The sequence below is a fragment of the Negadavirga shengliensis genome, from assembly GCF_042652345.1.
Lineage (GTDB): Bacteria > Bacteroidota > Bacteroidia > Cytophagales > Cyclobacteriaceae > Negadavirga > Negadavirga shengliensis.
In genome coordinates, this window is the sequence record NZ_JBHSJJ010000003.1 from 11796 (window position 1) to 32711 (window position 20916).

Annotated in this window: 17 protein-coding genes; all 17 read left to right on the forward strand. The window is 45.5% G+C overall.

Annotation, left to right across the window (positions count from 1 at the left end; translation table 11 throughout):
- The first annotated feature begins 1 nt into the window (after position 1).
- On the forward strand, positions 2-1696 hold the full coding sequence (gene ilvB, locus ACFPFU_RS05320; RefSeq protein ID WP_377062267.1) for a biosynthetic-type acetolactate synthase large subunit: 1695 nt from the start codon (positions 2-4) through the stop codon (positions 1694-1696).
- 5 nt (positions 1697-1701) lie between these two features.
- A complete protein-coding gene (ilvN, locus tag ACFPFU_RS05325; protein ID WP_377062269.1) occupies positions 1702-2202 on the forward strand; it encodes an acetolactate synthase small subunit in 501 nt (166 codons plus the stop codon).
- 26 nt (positions 2203-2228) lie between these two features.
- The gene (gene ilvC, locus ACFPFU_RS05330) at positions 2229-3272 is read left to right on the forward strand and encodes a ketol-acid reductoisomerase (RefSeq protein WP_377062271.1); all 1044 of its coding nucleotides are present in this window, start codon (positions 2229-2231) and stop codon (positions 3270-3272) included.
- Positions 3273-3278: 6 nt separating this feature from the next.
- The gene (locus tag ACFPFU_RS05335; protein WP_377062273.1) at positions 3279-4778 is read left to right on the forward strand and encodes a 2-isopropylmalate synthase; all 1500 of its coding nucleotides are present in this window, start codon (positions 3279-3281) and stop codon (positions 4776-4778) included.
- 22 nt (positions 4779-4800) lie between these two features.
- Positions 4801-6201: a 3-isopropylmalate dehydratase large subunit gene (gene leuC, locus ACFPFU_RS05340; RefSeq protein WP_377062275.1), complete on the forward strand. Its 1401-nt coding sequence runs from the start codon at positions 4801-4803 to the stop codon at positions 6199-6201.
- 19 nt (positions 6202-6220) lie between these two features.
- Entirely contained in the window at positions 6221-6814 is a 594-nt protein-coding gene (gene leuD, locus ACFPFU_RS05345; RefSeq protein WP_377062277.1) for a 3-isopropylmalate dehydratase small subunit, read from the forward strand.
- 80 nt (positions 6815-6894) lie between these two features.
- Positions 6895-8484, forward strand: coding sequence for an alpha-isopropylmalate synthase regulatory domain-containing protein (locus ACFPFU_RS05350; protein WP_377062279.1), 1590 nt, complete (start codon positions 6895-6897; stop codon positions 8482-8484).
- Positions 8453-9520: a 3-isopropylmalate dehydrogenase gene (gene leuB, locus ACFPFU_RS05355; RefSeq protein WP_377062280.1), complete on the forward strand. Its 1068-nt coding sequence runs from the start codon at positions 8453-8455 to the stop codon at positions 9518-9520. The genes ACFPFU_RS05350 and leuB overlap by 32 nt, the downstream gene beginning before the upstream one ends.
- 251 nt (positions 9521-9771) lie before the next feature.
- Complete coding sequence (locus ACFPFU_RS05360) at positions 9772-10725, forward strand: fasciclin domain-containing protein (RefSeq protein WP_377062282.1); 954 nt, start codon at positions 9772-9774, stop codon at positions 10723-10725.
- A gap of 294 nt (positions 10726-11019) precedes the next feature.
- Positions 11020-13590, forward strand: coding sequence for an SLBB domain-containing protein (locus ACFPFU_RS05365; protein WP_417574881.1), 2571 nt, complete (start codon positions 11020-11022; stop codon positions 13588-13590).
- A 2-nt stretch (positions 13591-13592) separates the two neighbouring features.
- The gene (locus ACFPFU_RS05370) at positions 13593-14663 is read left to right on the forward strand and encodes an exopolysaccharide biosynthesis protein (protein ID WP_377062286.1); all 1071 of its coding nucleotides are present in this window, start codon (positions 13593-13595) and stop codon (positions 14661-14663) included.
- Between the two features lie 22 nt (positions 14664-14685).
- Complete coding sequence (locus ACFPFU_RS05375) at positions 14686-16002, forward strand: oligosaccharide flippase family protein (RefSeq protein WP_377062288.1); 1317 nt, start codon at positions 14686-14688, stop codon at positions 16000-16002.
- Positions 15968-16885 (forward strand): glycosyltransferase family 2 protein, encoded by a 918-nt coding sequence (locus tag ACFPFU_RS05380; RefSeq protein ID WP_377062290.1) that lies wholly within the window; start codon positions 15968-15970, stop codon positions 16883-16885. The genes ACFPFU_RS05375 and ACFPFU_RS05380 overlap by 35 nt, the downstream gene beginning before the upstream one ends.
- On the forward strand, positions 16882-18291 hold the full coding sequence (locus ACFPFU_RS05385) for an O-antigen ligase domain-containing protein (RefSeq protein ID WP_377062292.1): 1410 nt from the start codon (positions 16882-16884) through the stop codon (positions 18289-18291). The genes ACFPFU_RS05380 and ACFPFU_RS05385 overlap by 4 nt, the downstream gene beginning before the upstream one ends.
- Before the next feature lie 15 nt (positions 18292-18306).
- Entirely contained in the window at positions 18307-19440 is a 1134-nt protein-coding gene (locus ACFPFU_RS05390) for a glycosyltransferase family 4 protein (RefSeq protein WP_377062294.1), read from the forward strand.
- Positions 19433-20149 carry an acyltransferase gene (locus ACFPFU_RS05395; RefSeq protein WP_377062296.1) on the forward strand — a complete coding sequence of 239 codons (717 nt, stop codon included), beginning with the start codon at positions 19433-19435 and terminating at the stop codon, positions 20147-20149. The genes ACFPFU_RS05390 and ACFPFU_RS05395 overlap by 8 nt, the downstream gene beginning before the upstream one ends.
- On the forward strand, positions 20139-20909 hold the full coding sequence (locus ACFPFU_RS05400) for a class I SAM-dependent methyltransferase (RefSeq protein WP_377062298.1): 771 nt from the start codon (positions 20139-20141) through the stop codon (positions 20907-20909). The genes ACFPFU_RS05395 and ACFPFU_RS05400 overlap by 11 nt, the downstream gene beginning before the upstream one ends.
- Positions 20910-20916: the final 7 nt, after the last annotated feature.

Genomic DNA, 20916 nt, shown 5'->3' on the forward strand with positions numbered 1-20916 from the left:
TATGAACGATACCAGAATTAGGGGGGCAGAGATTGTAATCAAATCACTGGTAGCCGAAAATGCCAAATACATATTTGGCTATCCGGGCGGGGCTATAATGCCCGTATACGATGCCCTTTACGATTATGTGGATCAAATCCAGCATATTCTGACCAGACATGAACAAGGCGCTATCCATGCCGCGCAGGGATATGCGAGGGTCTCGGGAAAGGTAGGGGTCTGCATGGCGACCTCCGGGCCGGGAGCAACCAATTTGCTTACGGGGCTCGCAGATGCTTTGATAGACAGTACGCCTTTGGTATGTATCACCGGGCAGGTGGCCTCCCACTTGTTGGGAACAGACGCTTTTCAGGAAACAGACGTAGTGGGGATATCCATGCCTGGCACGAAGTGGAATATACAGGTTAGGCGGGTAGAGGATATTGCCCCGGCCATAGCAAAAGGTTTTCATATTGCCAGGTCGGGTAGACCGGGGCCTGTATTGATAGACATCACCAAGGATGCCCAGGTTGATTTGGGAGAATTTAATTATGTTCCTTGCCTGAATATCAGGTCTTATAAGCCGTATCCCAAGGTAGAAGATAAGTACATTGACCAGGCTGCGGATCTGATCAATAGTGCAGAAAGACCCTATGTCATTTTTGGGCAGGGGATAATTATAGGCAAGGCCGAAAAAGAGTTGGCAAAATTCCTGAAAAAATCAGGGATACCCGCTGCATGCACCTTATTGGGAACAGGGGCTTTGCCGGAAACCCATCCTAATTTCGTCGGGAAGCTGGGTATGCACGGCAATTATGGTCCCAACTTGTTGACCAACCAGTGTGATGTCTTGATTGCTGTGGGGATGCGGTTTGACGACAGGGTTACCGGAGACCTAAAACGCTATGCAAGACAGGCCAAGGTTGTCCATTTGGAATTGGACCCTGCCGAAATCGATAAGAACGTTAAATGTCATGTGCCCGTTTTGGGAGACTGCAAGGAGACACTGGCCAAGCTTACCGCGAAGATACATGAAAAGAAACATCCGGAATGGATAGAACGGTTCAGGGAACTGGAGGCGGAGGAGAAGCGGGTGGTTGTTGGAAATGACCTTTCACCCACAAAAGTAGGCCTGACCATGGGTGAAGTGATCCGTCATATCAACGAATTTAAAGCGGACGATGCCATCTTGGTTACCGACGTGGGACAACATCAGATGGTGGCATGGAGGTATTTTGAATATAAAACAACCCGTACCCAGGTGACTTCCGGGGGATTGGGGACCATGGGGTTTGCCCTGCCTGCGGCATTAGGAGCCCAGCTTCACGATTATAACCGGCAGGTGATCTGTGTGGTGGGTGATGGCGGTATCCAAATGACATTCCAGGAATTGGGCACCATCATGCAGACCAAAGCCCCTGTTAAGGTGGTTTTGTTGAACAACAATTTCCTGGGGATGGTAAGGCAATGGCAGCAATTGTTTTTTGACAAGCGCTATTCGTTTACGGAACTTGAGAATCCTGATTTCCTCAAGATCGCCGAGGCTTATAATTTCAAAGCCCAAAAAGTAAACACAAGGGAAGATTTAAGACAGGCTGTGGCTGAAATGTTTATTCATGAAGGCCCGTCATTTTTGGAAGTGGTGGTGGAAAAAGAGGACAATGTGTTCCCGATGATTGCATCGGGTTGCTCAGTAGAAGAAATAAGACTTAGTTAAACAACATGAAGCGACGATATACCATTTCTGTTTTTACGGAAAATTTTATCGGGATTCTCAGTAGGATCACTCTCATATTTACCAGACGCGGGATCAATATCGACGGGTTCACCGCATCTGAAAGCAGAGAAGAGGGAATATACAGAATCACCATTGTGGTGACGACGACAGAAGAGCAAATTATCCAATTATCCAAGCAAATCGAGAAGATCATTGATGTGATCAAAGCTTTCTATTACGTGGATGATGAAATGGTTTTTCAGGAACTTGCCTTGTATAAAATTCCTATCGACAGCTTGGATCCGGGACTGGAAAAAGTTATCAGGCAACACAATGCGCGGATCATTTCCGCTGAAAAGGATTTTGTGGTCATCGAAATGACTGGTCATAAAGAAGATACCCAGGAGTTATTGGAAGTATTAAAGGATTTTAATGTCCTGGAGTTTGTCCGGTCAGGAAGAGTGGCTGTGGCCAAACCGATGGATACCATCGATAAATATTTATAATATCCATTAAATTTTAAAATATCATTATGAAACTGAAGTTCGGTACAGTTGAAGAAAACGTTGTAACAAGGGAGGAATTTCCCCTTGAAAAAGCCAAAGAAGTTCTGAAAGACGAAGTCATAGCGGTTTTGGGTTATGGAGTCCAGGGACCCGGCCAGGCACTTAATCTTAAGGATAACGGATTCAATGTCATTGTAGGTCAAAGAAAAGGTTCCAAGACATGGGATAAAGCTGTTGCCGATGGCTGGGTTCCCGGTGAAACCCTTTTTGAATTGGAAGAGGCCTGTGAAAGGGGTACCATTCTTCAGTTTCTGTTGTCGGATGCAGGACAGATTGCCCTTTGGCCCACGGTAAAAAAACACCTTACTCCGGGTAAAGCCCTGTATTTTTCCCACGGCTTCGGCATCACCTATAAAGACCAGACAGGCATTGAACCTCCAAAAGATGTAGACGTTATTTTGGTGGCTCCAAAGGGGTCAGGAACTTCATTACGAAGAATGTTTGTTGAAGGTAGGGGGTTGAACTCTTCTTATGCCATATATCAGGATGCCACCGGCAAAGCAAGGGACCGGGTAGTGGCATTGGGCATCGGCGTAGGATCCGGTTATTTGTTCGAAACAGATTTCTACAAAGAAGTAACCTCTGATCTTACAGGTGAAAGAGGTACGCTGATGGGAGCTATTCAGGGGATTTTCGCTGCGCAGTATGAAGTGTTGAGAGCCAATGGACACAGTCCTTCGGAGGCCTTCAACGAAACGGTGGAGGAACTTACCCAAAGCCTGATGCCTTTGGTAGCGGAAAACGGAATGGACTGGATGTATGCCAACTGTTCCACCACGGCCCAAAGAGGAGCATTAGACTGGTGGAAGCCTTTCAGGGATGCGAGCAAGCCAGTGTTTGAAAAACTTTACAACAGCGTCAAAACCGGTAAAGAAGCCGCCAAATCCATAGAGTCTAACAGTAAGTCTGATTACAGGGCCAAACTGGAAGAGGAATTGAAGGAGTTGAGAGAGTCTGAAATGTGGCAAGCCGGTGCTGTGGTGAGAAAACTGAGACCAGAGAATAATTAATACAATATGTCAGAAAAGCTTTGGGTATTTGATACCACGTTGAGGGATGGAGAGCAGGTTCCCGGGTGTCAATTGGATACCAGAGAAAAAATCATTGTGGCCCAGGCGTTGGAGGCTTTGGGGATAGATATCCTCGAGGCAGGATTTCCCATATCCAGCCCGGGAGATTTTAACTCTGTAATGGAAATTTCCAAAGCGGTAAGCCGCCCCACCATTTGTGCGTTATCCAGAGCAGTTGAAAAAGACATACAGGTGGCCGCGGATTCCCTCCGGTACGCCAAAAAAGGCAGAATACATACCGGAATAGGAGTCTCCGGCTACCATATACAATATAAGCTCCGAAGCAACCAGGAAGCCGTGCTGGAAAGGGCGGTTAAAGCAGTGAAATTTGCGAAGAACCTGGTGGAAGAGGTGGAGTTTTATGCAGAGGATGCGGGCAGGGCCGATAAGGAATACTTAGCGAGGGTATTGGAGGAAGTGATCAAAGCCGGAGCGAAAGTTGTTAATATTCCCGATACGACTGGTTACTGTCTTCCCGAAGAATACGGAGCACTTATCCGTTTTCTGAAAGAAAATGTGTCCAACATTGATCAGGCGATCATCTCCACCCATTGCCATAATGATCTTGGTCTGGCCACGGCCAATACCTTATCCGGTGTCCAAAACGGGGCCAGACAAGTTGAGGTCACAGTAAATGGCATAGGAGAAAGGGCGGGCAACACCTCTTTGGAAGAAGTGGTGATGGCCATTAAATGCCATAAGGAAATACCCGTTTACACAGATATCAATACCAGGAAGATCTACGAGACCAGTAGGATCATTTCCAAACTGATGAATATGCCCATTCAGCCGAATAAGGCCATTGTGGGAAGAAATGCCTTTGCACATTCTTCGGGCATCCACCAGGATGGGGTATTGAAATTCCGGGAAAATTATGAGATCATAGATCCTAAAGAGGTGGGTGTGGAGGAATCCTCCATTGTGCTTACGGCACGTAGCGGAAGGGCTGCTCTTAAACATCACCTTGGTCTTTTGGGATACAGCTTTGAAGGTGAAAAACTGGATAAAATCTATGAAGATTTCCTTTCCCTGGCAGACACAAAAAGGGATATAGGCAGGAAAGACCTTCTTTCGTTATTGGGCGAGCATATTGACAATTCACAGTTCATCACGCTTGAAGAAATCCAATATCAAAGAGGAGACGGTGAAGAGGCAAACGCTACAGTCAGTCTGACCATAGGAGGGAAATTATTGACCGCTACTTCAAAAGGAAATGGTCCGGTAGATGCCGTGATCAAATCGATCAAGCAACTCATCGAGCATCAAGTGGTGTTGGATGAATTCCTTATTCAGGCCATAACAAAAGGAAGCGATGATGTGTGCAAAGTACACATGAGATTGATGCATAAGGAAAAACCCTATCATGGTTTTGCTTCGGAAACTGATATAGTATTGGCTTCGGCCAGGGCATTTGTGGATGCCTTGAATAAATTACCCGTCAATTGATATTGGCACAAATAAAATCATAATGGAGAAGAAAACATTATTTGATAAAATTTGGGATGCGCATGTGGTAAAATCCATCCCGAACGGTCCGGACGTATTCTTTATAGATAAGCATTTTATCCATGAAGTAACCAGTCCTGTGGCATTCCTGAATCTGGAGAACAGAGGTACTACGGTGATGTTTCCTGAAAGGACGGTAGCCACTCCGGACCATAACGTCCCGACTATCGATCAGGACAAGACGATAAAGGACAGGCTTTCCCGGATGCAGGTGGAGAAACTGAGGGAAAACTGTCATAAATACGGTATCGAATTGCATGACCTGGGTACAGATCACCACGGTATTGTACACGTTATCGGACCGGAATTGGGCATCACCCAGCCGGGTATGACCATTGTCTGCGGGGACAGCCATACCTCTACTCACGGGGCTTTCGGCACCATAGCTTTTGGAATAGGGACATCCGAAGTGGAAATGGTTTTAGCCACCCAGTGCATCATGCAATCCAAGCCTAAGAAAATGAGAATCACTGTAGACGGTGAGTTAGGCAAAGGCGTTACTTCCAAGGACATTATCCTGTATATCATTTCCCAGATTTCTGCCAGCGGAGGCACAGGATATTTCATCGAGTATGCGGGCAGCGCCATCCGCAACCTCAGCATGGAAGCAAGGATGACCATATGTAACATGAGTATCGAAATGGGCGCCAGGGGAGGATTGATTGCTCCTGACGAAACCACCTTTGAATACCTAAAAGGAAAGCAATATGCACCTAAGGGAGCCGAATGGGACAAGGCATTGGAAAAATGGAGTGCTTTGAAAACAGACGATGACGCGGAATTTGATATAGAGTATCATTATGATGCCGCAGATATAGAACCCATGATCACCTATGGCACCAATCCGGGTATGGGGATCAAGGTGAAGGACAATATCCCAACCACCGACGGAATGGGTGGAAACGAAATGAAATCTTACCTGAAGTCCCTGGACTACATGGGCTTTAAGCCTGGTGAACCCATGAAGGGCAAAAAAATAGACTTTGTTTTCGTGGGAAGCTGTACCAATGGAAGGATAGAGGACATCCGTTCTGTGGCCGAGTTTGTGAAAGGAAAGAAGAAAGCGGAGAACATCACCGCCTGGATTGTTCCCGGTTCCAGGGAAGTAGAAAAGAAAGCCATAGAGGAGGGACTGGTAGCCGTGTTGGAAGAGGCCGGATTCAAGCTGCGTCAGCCGGGATGCTCTGCCTGTTTGGCCATGAACGATGATAAGATCCCGTCAGGTAAATATGCCGTGTCCACTTCTAACAGGAACTTTGAAGGCCGACAGGGTCCTGGTTCACGAACGCTCCTGGCAAGCCCCCTTACCGTGGCCGCAGTAGCCATTACCGGAGAAGTATCCGACCCAAGGGATTTGTTTTAGTAATTGAAAAAGAAAAACTATGCCATACGATAAATTCAATGTGTTGAAAAGCAGGGTGGTGCCTCTGCCCACAGAAAATGTAGATACCGATCAGATCATTCCAGCGAGGTTTTTGAAGGCCACTGAGCGGAAAGGCTTCGGAGACAATCTTTTTAGAGATTGGCGCTATGACAGTGAAGGTAACCCCAAACCGGACTTCGTTCTCAATGATCCGACTTATGAAGGCAAAATTCTTCTGGCGGGAAAAAACTTCGGTTCGGGCTCCAGTAGAGAGCATGCGGTGTGGGCCATTTATGACTATGGCTTCAGATGTGTGGTTTCCAGTTTCTTTGCTGACATATTTAAGAATAACTGCCTGAACATCGGGGTTCTGCCGGTAACCGTAAGCCCCGAGTTCGCGGAAGAGATGTTTGCAGAGGTCGAAAAAGATCCTCATACAGAAGTCGAAGTGGATATAGATAAACAGACCATTACCGTTCTTTCAACAGGGAAGTCCGAGTCTTTTGATATCAATGCTTATAAAAAGGAGAATCTTAAAAACGGTTTTGATGATATAGATTATTTATTGAACCTGAGAGAAGATATCCAGACGTTTGCTGCAAAAAACGCCTAGCATTTTTTCCTGGTCTCGTTCTTTTTACTACAGTGCAGGTCGGCATCCTGAAGCCTATTGATCAGATTAATTGATTGTAAATGAGCAGAAAAAAGAAAATAGAAATCATGGATACCACACTCCGGGATGGGGAGCAGACCTCAGGAGTGTCTTTCCTTCCTTCAGAGAAACTCCAGATAGCCAAGTTGCTTTTGGAAGAACTGAAGGTGGACAGGATAGAAGTGGCGTCTGCCAGGGTTTCTGAGGGAGAGCTTGAAGGGGTCAAAAAAATCACGCACTGGGCCAAAGACAAGGGATGGCTCGACAGGGTTGAAGTCCTGGGTTTTGTAGACACCCCTATGTCGGTAGACTGGATTGTGGAAGCAGGGGCTAAAGTCATGAACCTGCTCACAAAGGGTTCTTTGAACCACCTTACCCACCAGTTAAAGAAAACCCCGGAAATTCATTTCCATGAGATTAAAGAGTGTATTGCCTATGCCAATGAACGTGGTATTGACGTCAATGTGTATCTGGAAGACTGGAGCAACGGCATGAGGAATTCCCGGGAATATGCCATGGCACTCGTCGGGTTGTTATCAGAGCTGAATGTGAAAAGGGTGATGCTTCCGGATACGCTGGGATTGCTTTGTCCGGAAGAGGTGGAGACATTTATGGCTTTGATCATACAGCAATATCCAAAAGTCCATTTTGATTTTCATGCCCACAATGACTATGACCTTTCCGTGGCCAATGTGCTGAAAGCAGTGAAAATGGGTGCCAAAGGTGTCCATACCACAGTCAATGGTCTGGGGGAACGGGCGGGTAACTCCCCCCTCGAATCAGTGGTGGCGGTGATATCAGATTTTACGGATTATTCCCTGAACATCCAGGAAAACAAAATATACAGGATAAGCAAGCTGGTGGAACAGTTTTCGGGATTGCGTATCCCTGCCAACAAGCCTGTAGTGGGAGAGAACGTCTTCACCCAGACGGCGGGAGTACATGCCGATGGTGACAATAAGAAAAACCTCTATTTCAGCGATTTGCTTCCTGAAAGGTTTGGCAGAACCCGCAAATATGCGCTGGGTAAAACCTCCGGGAAAGCCAATATTTTAAAGAACCTGGTAGAATTGGGAATCTCCCTTGAACCGGAAGAGCTGGCCAAGGTCACCCAAAAAATCATTGAACTGGGGGACAAAAAGGAGAGAGTGACCACGGAAGATTTGCCTTATATTATTTCCGATGTGCTTCAGAACAATTCTATCCAAAAGAACATCGTGATTGACGGCTACCATATGGTACACTCTAAAGGTCTTCGGCCCTCAGTTCAGTTGAGGATGAAGATTTTTGACCAATTTTATGAGCAGAATGCTTCAGGGGACGGACAGTACGATTCCTTTATGAAGGCCTTGAAGAAAATCTATAAATCACTCAGCAAAGAACTTCCTAAGCTTACCGATTTTCACATCAGCATTCCTCCCGGTGGCAAAACCGATGCATTTGTGGAATGCGTGGTGACCTGGGACCTTAAAGGGAGGATTTTCAAAACCAAAGGCTTGGACAGTGACCAGACCATCGCGGCAATGAAAGCCACCGAAAAAATGCTTAACATAATAGAACAAATAAACACCATTACAAAATCAGAAAAAAAGAATCCTTATGGAAATGAATATAGCCCTATTGCCTGGTGATGGCATTGGACCGGAAGTAGTCGATCAGGCGGTAAAAGTCGTCAAGGCTGTTGCCAACAAATTCGGACACAAAGTAACTTTTGAAGAAGCCATTACCGGCGCTGCGGCCATAGATGCAGTCGGTAACCCGTATCCTGATGAAACCCACGAAGTATGTCTCCGCTCGGATGCCGTGCTTTTTGGAGCGATTGGCGATCCTCGGTTTGACAACGACCCTTCCGCCAAAGTACGTCCGGAACAGGGTCTGCTTGAAATGAGAAAAAAACTTGGTCTTTTTTCCAATGTAAGGCCTACTTTTACTTTCCCTTCTCTTTTGCACAAATCACCTTTGAAGAAGGACAGGATCGAAGGTACCGATCTGGTTTTTTTAAGAGAACTCACGGGGGGGATTTATTTTGGGGAGCCCAGAGGGAGAAATGAACAAGGGACCAAAGCTTTTGATACCTGCGTATATTCTGTGGGGGAAATAGAAAGATTGGCCAGAATGGGATTTGAATTTGCCCTGAAAAGAAAAAAATTGCTTACCTGCGTAGATAAAGCCAACGTGCTGGCCACCTCCAGGCTATGGAGAGAAACTGTGCAGAAACTTGCCCCGGAATATCCTGATGTAAAGGTGGAATATGAGTTTGTGGACGCTGTAGCTATGCGATTGATCCAATGGCCCAAAGCCTATGATGTATTGATCACAGAAAATATGTTCGGTGATATCCTTACCGATGAAGCTTCTGTCATCAGCGGTTCAATGGGTCTCATGCCTTCTGCCTCGATCGGCACCAAAACCAAGCTTTTTGAGCCAATTCATGGATCTTATCCCCAGGCTGCTGGCAAGGATATCGCTAATCCACTTGCCACAGTGCTTTCAGCGGCAATGATGTTTGAGTACGCATTTGACCTGCAGGATGAGGCCAACGCGATTTCTGATGTGGTGAACCTTTCATTGGAAAAAGGCATCGTTACCGAAGACCTGGCAGAGGGCGGAAAAGCTTATAAAACATCGGAAGTAGGAGATTGGTTGGCCGGGGAGCTTTTGAAATAAAGCGGATATCCGCAAAGAATACCTTTAAGCCGGGCCAGTTGTTGAATGGCCCGGCTTTTTTGATGGCCCTTGAAAGAGAAGAGATGACCCTTATGCTTCGAATTTTTTGAATGTATATACATTGGTTTTAGTATATATATTTGATTTTCTTATTTATATAAACAGGTTGTTTGTAATCAGTCCCAAAACCGTACGGTTACTTTCATGTTATGATATTGAATTCTCCTTTAAAACTAAACCGATATATAATCATGAAGCAAATCAATATCAAAAACCGAAATTTCATTTGGTTTTGTGCAATGGCAGCCTCACTTGGCGTTTTTTCATGTTCTGATGACGAACCTTCTCCTCAACCACCGGCCGGCAAGAATATTGTGGAAGTGGCTCAGGACAATGATCAGTTTTCCGTCTTGGTGCAGGCCGTGGTAAAAGCTGATTTGGCAGATGCCTTAAGCGCTCCAGGTCCCTTGACGGTGTTCGCTCCCACGAATACGGCCTTTGAAAAGTTTTTGGAAGACAATAATCTAACAGCTGAAGCGCTTTTGGAATCACCTGACCTGTCCACTATACTTGCGTATCATGTGGTACAGGGCAGTGTTCCTTCTTCCTCTGTAGAGGCAGGAAGAGTCACTACTTTGGAGGGCTCCCCCTTTTTTGTTAGTGTGGATACTGAAGGAGGAATTTGGATAAACGGAAATACACAAGTGGTGGACACCGATATCGAGGCGGAAAATGGTATTATTCATGTTTTGGATTACGTACTTATTCCTCCTTCACAGTCCATAGCCGAAATAGCAGTAGGCTTTGCTGAATCCGAAACCCCTCAATTTACCCAGCTGGTAGGTGCTTTGGCAAGGGCGAATTTGGTTGACGCTGTGAGCGGCGGGTTCGATGATAACCTTACCGTATTTGCCCCCACCGATGCTGCTTTTGAAGCACTTTATGAAACACTGGGAGTAAATGGTTATCAAGATATACCTCTGGAAACATTAACGGATGTTTTGACTTACCACGTCGTTCCTGACAGGGCATTCTCCCAAGATCTAAGGGATGGCACTACTCTTCCCACCCTGTTGGAAGGCGAAACGTTAAGGGTTAATCTGGGAGATCTTGAAATCAATGATGCAGGATTGATTGCCGAGTTATTGAATGTCCATGCGACTAACGGGGTAATTCATGTGATAGACAGGGTTTTATTGCCTTAGGTAGCTGTTTGTATGTAGTTTGGGAAGCAGGTTCTATTTGGGACCTGCTTTTTTTATATCCAGCCTTCAGACCCCTCTTTTTCGCGTTCGATATTTAATTCTAAAGATTGGTTCCAAAAAGATTGTAATAATTATCTTTACGGTCGCTAAAGTTATATTATTGAAAATAAGACCATCCTGTATAGGGAAATCCTGTTGGGAGTGGTGTGGCGAAGCTGTATATAATCTGAAAAAAATAACTACATGAAGGTGAATCTTGGGATTGTTGGTCTGTATGTGGGCCCGAAGTTTTTTATGCTTGTTTTCGTATTGGTTATTTGTTTCCTGAATGTCAATGGACAGTCGCTACAGGATATTTCATCCATAAAAGTTGATGACCTGTCTGACGAGCAAATTCAGTTATTGGTGGAAAGAGCAAAGGAAGCAGGGTTATCGGAAAATGAATTGATCCAAATGGCGCAGATACGGGGGGTTCCGCAAGAGGAAATTGAAAAGCTTCGGGAAAGGCTGGAGAGCATGGATTTGAAAATATCTTCTTCCAGAACCGCCACTTCGGCTTCAACCAGAAAACCCAGGAAACAAAGTAACTTGAACGAAATTACCCAAGGCATATTGGTGCCCCGGTCAGAAGTTGGAGACAGAACAGAGGCGGTGGATTATTTTGGAATGGATCTGTTCTATAGCAAGGACAGGAGACTCACCTTTGAACCTAATCTGAATATGCCGACGCCGCAGAATTACATCATCGGTCCCGGCGATATGATTTATGTGGATGTTTACGGGCAGTCCGAAAATTATTATGAAGCGACCGTTACCCCGGAAGGCAACTTGATCCTTGAAAACATTGGCCCCATCAACATTTCCGGTCTGTCCATTGAAGAGGCCACCCAAGTGATCAAAAACCGGCTTTCACGGTATTATACCGGCATGACCGGCGCTAGTCCCAACACCTTTATGCAGGTGAGTCTAGGCAATGTCAGGACCATTCAGGTAAACTTGGTAGGAGAATTACGGCTCCCGGGTACTTTTACCCTCAGTGCATTCAGCACCGTTTTTAATGCATTATACGCCGCCGGGGGGCCCAATGCCAATGGCACCATGAGAAACATCCAACTGATACGCCAAAATAAAGTTATTGCTGAAATAGATGTTTATGATTTTTTGACAAAAGGGAATACCGGGATAAACCTTCACTTACAGGATCAGGACATTATCATGGTACCCCCTTTTGAGGGCAGAGTGGAAGTGAGGGGAGAAGTGAAGCGTCCCCGGATTTTTGAAGTCAAGGAGGGTGAGACCTTCAGGGATATACTTGGATTTGCCGGCGGATTTACAGACGAAGCTTTTAGGGAGAGGGTAAACGTGACCCGGATCACTTCCAAAGAACGTTCGGTTTCCGATATTTTTCAGAACCAGTTCTCCATGTTTTTGGTAAAAGGGGGTGATAAATATGAAATAGGTAAAGTGTTGGACCGGTATACCAACAGGGTACAGATCAAGGGGGCTGTGTTTAGAGAAGGTAATTATGCCTATCATGAAGGCCTTACCCTTTCCCAATTGATAAAGAATGCAGAAGGCGTGCGGGGGGAAGCTTATCTCAACAGGGTGACGGTGTTGCGTACCAATGAAGACTTGACCACCCGCCTCATCCAGGTCAACTATCAGGAGATAAGAAGCGGAAAAAAGGATGATTTACCATTGAAGCCGGAGGATGTAGTCCGAGTGCCTTCAATATATGAGTTGAGCGAGGAATTTTATGTGAGGATTTCCGGGGAAGTGCTGCATCCGGGTGTGTATCCCTATTCGGAAGGGATGTCTGCCGAAGACCTGATTTTATTGGCGGGAGGACTGAGGGAAGCAGCTTCCCTCGCGGACATTGAAATAGCCCGAAGAGCAACGGATCCGGAAGGAAGGGACTTTTCCCAGATTCTTCCCGTAAATGTACAATTGGATTTGGGCAAATCGATGCATCCAACGGTTTTAAAGCCATTCGACAACCTGGTGGTCCGGCGAAAGACCAACTTTGTGCTTGAAAAGATGGTGCAAGTGGAAGGCCAGGTGAAAGCACCTGGGGAATTTGCCGTCAGGCATGCCGAAGAAAGAATTTCCGACATTATAGAAAGGGCCGGTGGCCTTACAAGGTTTGCCTATACCAAGGGAGCTACACTGATACGAAGAACAGAGTTTTATCAGACCGAATCAGAAAAAATCAGGAGGGAGAGAAATTTACAGGATCTCTTAGAAAGGTTGAACCTGGACTTTTTGGAACCTACCGAATCCCAAAGCCGCTTGATAGAAAGGCTTAGCAGATATCTTATATCAGAAGAAGAGGATGTGCGGGGGACCACAGAAGAAAAGATAATCGATGCCAGAACCGGGGTGTTGAGTGAAATTGCGGAAGCCAGAGTGGGTATTGGACCCATTAAAATCAAAGAGACAGAAGCCATTGCGATAGATCTTGATGCCATTCTGAAAAATCCGGGTTCCAGATTCGACCTTATATTGGAAGAGGGTGATATTATCAGTATTCCAAGACAACTTCAGACGGTCCGTTTAAGGGGTGATGTCATCTACCCGACTACGGTAAGGTATGAAAATTTCAGGGGGATACATTATTATATCAACCGGGCCGGGGGCTTTGATAACCGTGCGAAACGGAAACGGACTTATGTGGTCTATGCCAACGGAGAAGTATCGAGGACCAAAAATTTTGTCGTGTTCAATATTTATCCTAAAATAGAGCCAGGATCAGAAATCATCGTGCCCACCAAAGGCCCAAAAGTACCCATCCGGCCCGGAGACTTGGTAGGTATCACAACGGGAGTGGCGACCATAGCCCTTCTCATCACGCAGATTTTTAATTGATTATGAAAGACCAACGTCATATCGTGAACGATAAGATTACCTTCAGGGAATTGGTGTTGAGAATTGGCTCCTGGACAAAGGTGTTTGCCGGACAATGGAAGTCCATATTGGCAATAACCGTTTGTGGTGCCCTCCTTGGCCTGCTGGCTTCTCTTATCAAAAAACCTGTTTATACTGCTGAAACCACCTTTGTACTTGAGGAATCGGATATGGGTGGATTTGGGAATTTCTCCGGTATAGCTTCCATGCTGGGAATCAATTTAGGGTCTTTGGGTTCGGAAAGCGGCCTTTTTAAAGGGGATAATATCATGGAACTCTACCGTTCCGAATCCATGTTGTCTTCCACCCTGCTGAGTCCGTTTGACGGGGAGGAAGATCTTTTGGTGGATCGCTATATCGCCTTCAATAAACTGGCGAAAAAATGGCGGAAGAAAGTCGATTTTGACCGGTTGGACTTTTCCCTTCAGAGAGATGATTTTTCAGTACAGCAAGATAGTGTGCTCAGGGAGATCGTAAAGGAGATCCGAAAGAAAAACCTGAATGTGGATAAGCCTGACAGAAAACTGAACATCATTAAAGTTTCCATTTCCTCTAAGGATGAACCTTTTTCCAAAGCTTTTAACGAGAACCTGGTAGAAAACGTAAACCATTTTTATCTGAGAACCAAGACCAAAAAGACCTCCGATAATTTGGCGATTTTACAGTATCAAGCGGATAGTGTCAGGCGGATTTTAGATGAGAGCCTTAAAAACCTTGCCCAGTTCCAGGATAGGGTGCCTAATCCCAATCCACTTTTGCAACAGGGGACGGTGGAAGCTAAAAGCAGACAAGTGGATATCCAGGCGTCAAGTGCTGTCTACCAGGAAGTGGTGAAAAACCTTGAAATTGCCAAGATCAACCATAGAAACAACACACCTCTTATTCAAATCATAGACAGACCACGGTTACCTTTGGAGGAATCGAGGATTGAGAAGAAAACGGGAATCCTGGTAGGCGGCTTGGTGTTCTTTATTCTGGCTTTATTTTTTATTTATATCAGGACCTTATATGTTTTTCACCTGAGCCCTGAATAAGGGAAGGCAATAAGCAAAGTACATGCTTGATAAATTGAATCAGTTGCCGTTTTTTTACCTGATCCGGCACAAGTCATTTCAGAATTTCATTTTCCTTTTTCTGATTCAGTCCTCCAATGTGCTCATTTCTTTGATTTCCATGCCCATATTGATCCAGTCCATAGGTTTGGAACAATTCGGCTTAGTCAATCTTGCCTTTTCTGTCGTGCTGCTTTTTAACGTACTGGTAGGCTTTGGTTACAATCTCAGTGGCCCGAGAGAAATAGCTTTGCAGCAGGAAAACAAAAGAGAAATGGGGGCTGTCTTTTCCAAAATCCTTTGCAGCAAGCTTTTGCTTGCCTCCATTTCTTTAGGATTGATCGTACTGATGGGCTCGGCCGGGGGCTTCTTTGAAGAATACAGGACGATTCTTTTCTGGTCGGCCATACTGTTGCTTTCAGAAGCCACCACCACCACCTGGTTTTTTCAGGGGTTGGAAAAAATGAAGCTGGCCTCCCTGGCCAATGTTTTTTCCAAATTGATGTACCTTTTTCTGTTGGTATTGTTTATCCAGCAGCCCGATCATAGTAAATGGGCCAATTTCTTCCTGGGGTTTACGGGTTTTGTTAGCAATTTCTTACTGATCCTGTACATTCACCATTATTTGGTTGTCAGATTCAGATTCCCGGGCTTGGCGAAAATCTGGCAATCGTGGAAGGAAAACCTGATGCTTTTCCTTTCAGGACTTGCTTCCCATGTGGCTGTCAACGGAGGGCTTATCATTTTGAGTTTTTTCGCTGCTGCCCAGGTGCTGGGGCTTTACAGCCTTGCTGAAAGAATCGGAATGGTGCTTAGGATCGTCCCCACGCTTATCACGCAGGCGGCGTACCCTAATGCCAGTAAACTGTTTGTTCAGAACAACAGGCGGTTTTATCTGTTCTTAAGAAAGGTGCAGCTATCCTCAACCGCCTTGTGTTTTCTGATCACCTTCGGAATCTATGTAGGGGCTCCGCAGATCATTTACCTGATGTCCGGGGACAGGTTGGCATCCTCCGTGATATTTTTAAGGATTCTTGCCTTTCTACCGCTGTTCGCCTCCCTAAACATATCCAACATGCTCATCATCTTGGTGACCAATCAAAAGAAAATTCTATTTGATTCCACCTGGACCTTTTGCCTCTATATGATAATTTCGGCGGTGTTGATGACCCATTTCTTTGGAGGTGAGGGGCTGGCATTTGCACTTCTGTCTACGGAGCTGTTTATCTTCATTGTTTCCGCTCTGTTGCTCAGGACAAAATCGCCCTTCGTTTTGAAAAAATTTTATGGAACCCTCTTTGGTAGCCTTCGTCATACTTAATTGGAATGGGCGGGAGTACACCCCTTCCTGCCTTGATTCGCTTTCCCAAGCGGGGGTGGACTTTTCCCAGATCACGGTGGTGGATAACCATTCTGAAGATGGGTCTTATGAGTACCTTTTGGAGAATTATCCCACCATTGATTTGGTACGGAACTCATCTAATTTAGGGTTTACCGGAGGGAACAATGTAGGCATACGTAAAGCGTTGGAAAAAGGATATGAATATGTTTTTTTGCTCAACAATGATACAGAAGTACGTCCTGATTTTCTCCATTTCCTTGTAGAGGAAATGGAAACCTCCCAGGAGACGGCCGCCATCCAGCCGCTGATATACTACCTGAAAGACCGGTTAAAGGTGTGGAATGCAGGCGGTGTGTATAATTCACGGCTTTCTTTGTCCCAAACAGTCTACCAGCCTAAATCCCTGAATGCATCTTATGAGACAGATTGGATAACCGGCTGTGCCATCATGGTGCGGGCAGCGGTCATACGGGAAGTGGGGTTGTTGGACGAGAAGTATTTTGCTTATTTCGAGGATGTGGACTGGTCATTGAGGATGAGGAAAGCGGGGTATAGGCTGAAAGTGCATCCCAACGCGGTCATTTATCACGAAGCAGGAGCCTCTTCTAAAACTAAAAAAGCAGATAAAGAAGGTTTTTTAAATCCCAAAGTACATTACCTGAACGTCAGAAATCAGATTTACCAAATAAAGAAGCATGCAGATCTGCCGGCCCGGATCGTCTCATGGCCTTTGCATTTTTTCAGGTTTGGCTTAATCGCATTATATTTCCTGATCAGAGGCAGAAAAAGCAAACTGGCTGCCATAATAAAGGGAATGCGGGACGGATTAAGAACGGGGACTTTTCAAAATTACCCCTTATGAGTGCTGTTTTGATGTTCATAGCAGTAGTGTTGTACGTCCTGGGACTGCTTTTTTTTACGCTTAAAAGGATCGTATTCAGGGGGAAATGGGAGTTTGTGGTCTATTTCATGTTGCTTTATCTTCCTTTTTACATTTCTATTTTGAGTATTGCTTATCAAGCCACGGGATCGGATGTTGTCGTCGCTTTTTTCCAGTATCTGAAGGAATTGATTCTGGCGCTTGCCGTGTTGGCCTTCGTTCTTTATCAAAAAGACCCTTTCGGCTACGGTTTCAAACTGAATATAATTGATTGGCTTTTCATGGTGTTTTTTTCCCTGGCCACTGTTTATCTGTTCCTTCCTCTGGGGGAGGCCACCTTTGTAAACAAGCTGCTTTATCTGAAAAACACGCTGTTGATAGGTGCATTTTACTTCCTGGGCAGAAATACGGTCTTTGATGCCGGCCAAATAAAGCGGGTTTTCAGCATCATCATGGGCATCGCCATTGCAGCATGTTGTTTGAACATCTTCGAGAAAACGGTGGGTGTCCATTTTCAGAATATGACAGGTTATGCGCTTTTTAACTATGCGATTAATGGCGTAGAACCTTCAGGGAATTATGGGTTGTCCTGGACATTTGAAACCCAGACCACCGGGATGCGTCTGGCCTCTTTCTTTTCGGACCCTTTGGAGTTGGCCAGTTCCTGTTTATTGGCATTTTCAACCGGCCTGATTTGGTATCTCAGCACCAAAAGAGAAGAAGGGGGATTTTATATGCTTGTCATGGTTGCCGCAGTAGGAAGCCTGTTTTTCTCAGCTTCCCGAGCAGCTTTCGGGGCATTTTTTCTGATGGTATTTTTCATTGCAGTCGTGTTCAGGTTGTACCGCCTGTTGTTATTGGGTCTGGGCTTACTGGCTACTTTTGTAATTTATGTGGTTTACTTTGCCAGTGATGATTTTTATTATTTTGTGTATGACACCATTACCTTCCAGAATGCTTCGAGCGTGGGACACGTGATAGAATGGCTGTTGGCTTTGGATACCATGCTTGCCAATCCTGAGGGGATAGGACTTGCCATGAGCGGCAATACCGGCAGCGTTGAGGATGAAGTACGCGTCGGGGGCGAAAACCAGTTTCTCATCTATGGCGTGCAGCTGGGAGTTATGGGAATGCTTTTATATATTACGATCCTCTTTTTAGGGATTTTTAAATCGATGAAGGTCTTTAGGGCCTCAGAGGACGTCAACCTGGCAAGGATGGCTTTCGTCACCGGAGCCACCAAATTCGGCCTGCTTCTCCCGCTTTTCACCGCAAATGCGGAATTATATGCCTATGTATCCCTTACCACCTGGTGGATGATGGGTTATACCATGACGGGTTACAACAGGCTTTTTCTTTCCAGAAACAGTACGCTGGCAACCACTTAAATATTCCCGAACCAGTTGGATCAACAAAAAAAAAACATCTTGGTGGACGTGTTTTATCTGCACGTGGCGCAAACGGGGATCAAGACCTATATGGAACTTGTGTGCGGCGAAATAGAAAACTATTCAGGGAAGGATTTTCGCTTTGTAGTGGTTCCTCACAAGAACAGGGTGTTGAACAGCAGCTTTTTTAAAGGAAAAACCTCCAAATGGAGAAACTGGCTGTTTCAGTTGCTGTATTTTGGCCATAAATTGTTATGGATGCCTATATGTTCGGTATGGCACAAGGCGGACTTGGTATTTTCTCCCGATATTTTATCCCCGGTATGGGCAAAAGGCATTAAGGTATCTGTGATTCATGATGCTTTTTTTTGGGAGACCCCGGCGCATTATCATCCATTGTGGAGAAAAATTTATTTGTCAGTATTGGGTATTTCCATCCGAAAAAAAGCCAGGATTTTAACGGTGAGCAACCATTCTAAATCCAGAATAAAACATTTTTTGGGAGAAAATTGTCCTCCCATCGATGTGGTTCATTCAGGCGTAGCGTTTGGCGAGTATAAGCCGGACAATAAGCTTCCTGCTCCTATTGAGAGGCCATATTTTTTACACGTGGGCGTCATGGAGAAACGCAAAAACCTTGTGGCCCTGGTCAAAGCTTTCGGGATATTTCTGGAGGCTGCAAAAAAAGATTTTTGTTTGGTGCTGGTGGGGCAGCGGGGACCCAGGGAGACTTTGGATGATTATGATGCCATCGTGGCTGCCATCCACAGGCATGATCTGCATGATGCGGTCTTCCTCCCAGGCTATGTCGATAAACAAACTTTAAACAGGTATTATCAAAATGCCTTCGCCTATGTCTTTCCTTCACTCAACGAAGGGTTTGGTCTGCCTGTTCTTGAGGCATTTTCTTATCATTTACCGGTGATCGTTTCCGACCAGGATGCCTTGAAGGAAATAGGAGGAGATGCGGTGTATGTGTGTGAAGATAACAGCAAAGAAGGTATCGCCAAAGCCCTGACCGTGATGGCATTGGATGAAGGATTAAGGAAGCGCCTGATAACGGCTGGAGGTTCCCGTTTGAAGGCATTTTCCAGGAAAAAGTTTTTTATATCTTTGTTGGATTATTTTAAAAAGACATTGGATGGGTAATTGGGCAGGAAAACTTGTCAGCGGAATTACCGGCTTGGATATTTCGGATAGATTTGACCGGGAATGGGACACGAGGTCGACTTTGGGTGTGTTCTTAAGAATGGCGGTCTGGTTTTTGCGGGGATGCTGGTGGAGGATATGGTTCAGGCAGTCCAAAGGCTTGCTTTTGGTGGGGAAAAACGTGACGATCCGGCAAGCCAGCTATCTCCGTGTCGGCCGGAATTTTGTGGCGCAGGACAATTGTGAAATCAACGGCCTTTCCCGGAAGGGAATTATTTTTGGTGATAAAGTAACCGTGGGCAGCTATGCGTTGATACGCCCTACCAATTTATATGGGGGAGAGCCGGGTATGGGTTTAAAAGTGGGGGACAATTCCAGCATTGGACCATATGCTTATATTGGCTGTTCGGGGTATATTGAGATAGGAAACAATGTGATGATGTCACCCCGGGTAAGCATCTATTCAGAAAATCATGTCTTTGAAAGGCCGGATGTGCCGATGATAGACCAGGGCGTAAAGCGGTCTTTTGTGAAAATAGAGGATGACTGCTGGATAGCTTCCAACGCCGTGATCCTGGCGGGGGTTACCATTGGAAGGGGGTCCGTAGTGGCTGCGGGCAGCATAGTGACCAGAGATGTTCCTCCCTACAGTGTTGTTGCAGGAAACCCGGCGAAGGTTGTAAAAACGAGAAAGTACGATGAGGTCTGATTCGATCATAAACTGGAAAAATCTGGGAAAAAATGACCCGTATTATGGTGTGCTTTCCGAGGAAAAATACAAAATGGAGCGGTTGTCTCCAGAAATAGTAAATGAATTTTTTAAAACCGGAGAATCATTTGTTTCCGACACCGGCCGCCGAATTCAAAAGCTGTTTGATGTAAACATCAAGGACCTTTCCATTTTGGATTTCGGCTGTGGGGTGGGCAGACTGGCCATTCCCTTTGCCAAAGCAAGTGAGAAGCAGGTCTGTGGCATAGACGTTTCCCCTGATATTATCGACAGGGCCATTGACCACCAAAGAGCACTGGAGGTGAAAAATCTGATTTTTAAAACCTATGACGGGTCAAACCTCGCTGATATAGGCATGTTTGATTGTATAAATTCCTATATTGTATTTCAACATATAGAGCCGGCAAACGGGATGGCATTGCTTTCCCAATTACTCCAAAAACTGCGGGTTGGAGGCATCATGCAGGTGCAGCTCACCCATGGTCACAGGCTGCCGCCCCTCACTTACCTTAACTTTTACCTGCGTACAAAGTTTTATCCCTATAATTTGATCTATTCTTCGCTGAAAAACAGAAAATGGGGAGCTGAGGCTACCATGCAGATGAACCACTATAACACCAAAGCGCTTTTTAATCTGTTTTCTGAATACACCGACCAAGTGCATGTGGAATTTACTGATCATGGGGGGCATTTAGGCGCTTTTTATTTGTTCAGGAAAAACAAGGAACGGCATGGGTAGGAGAATT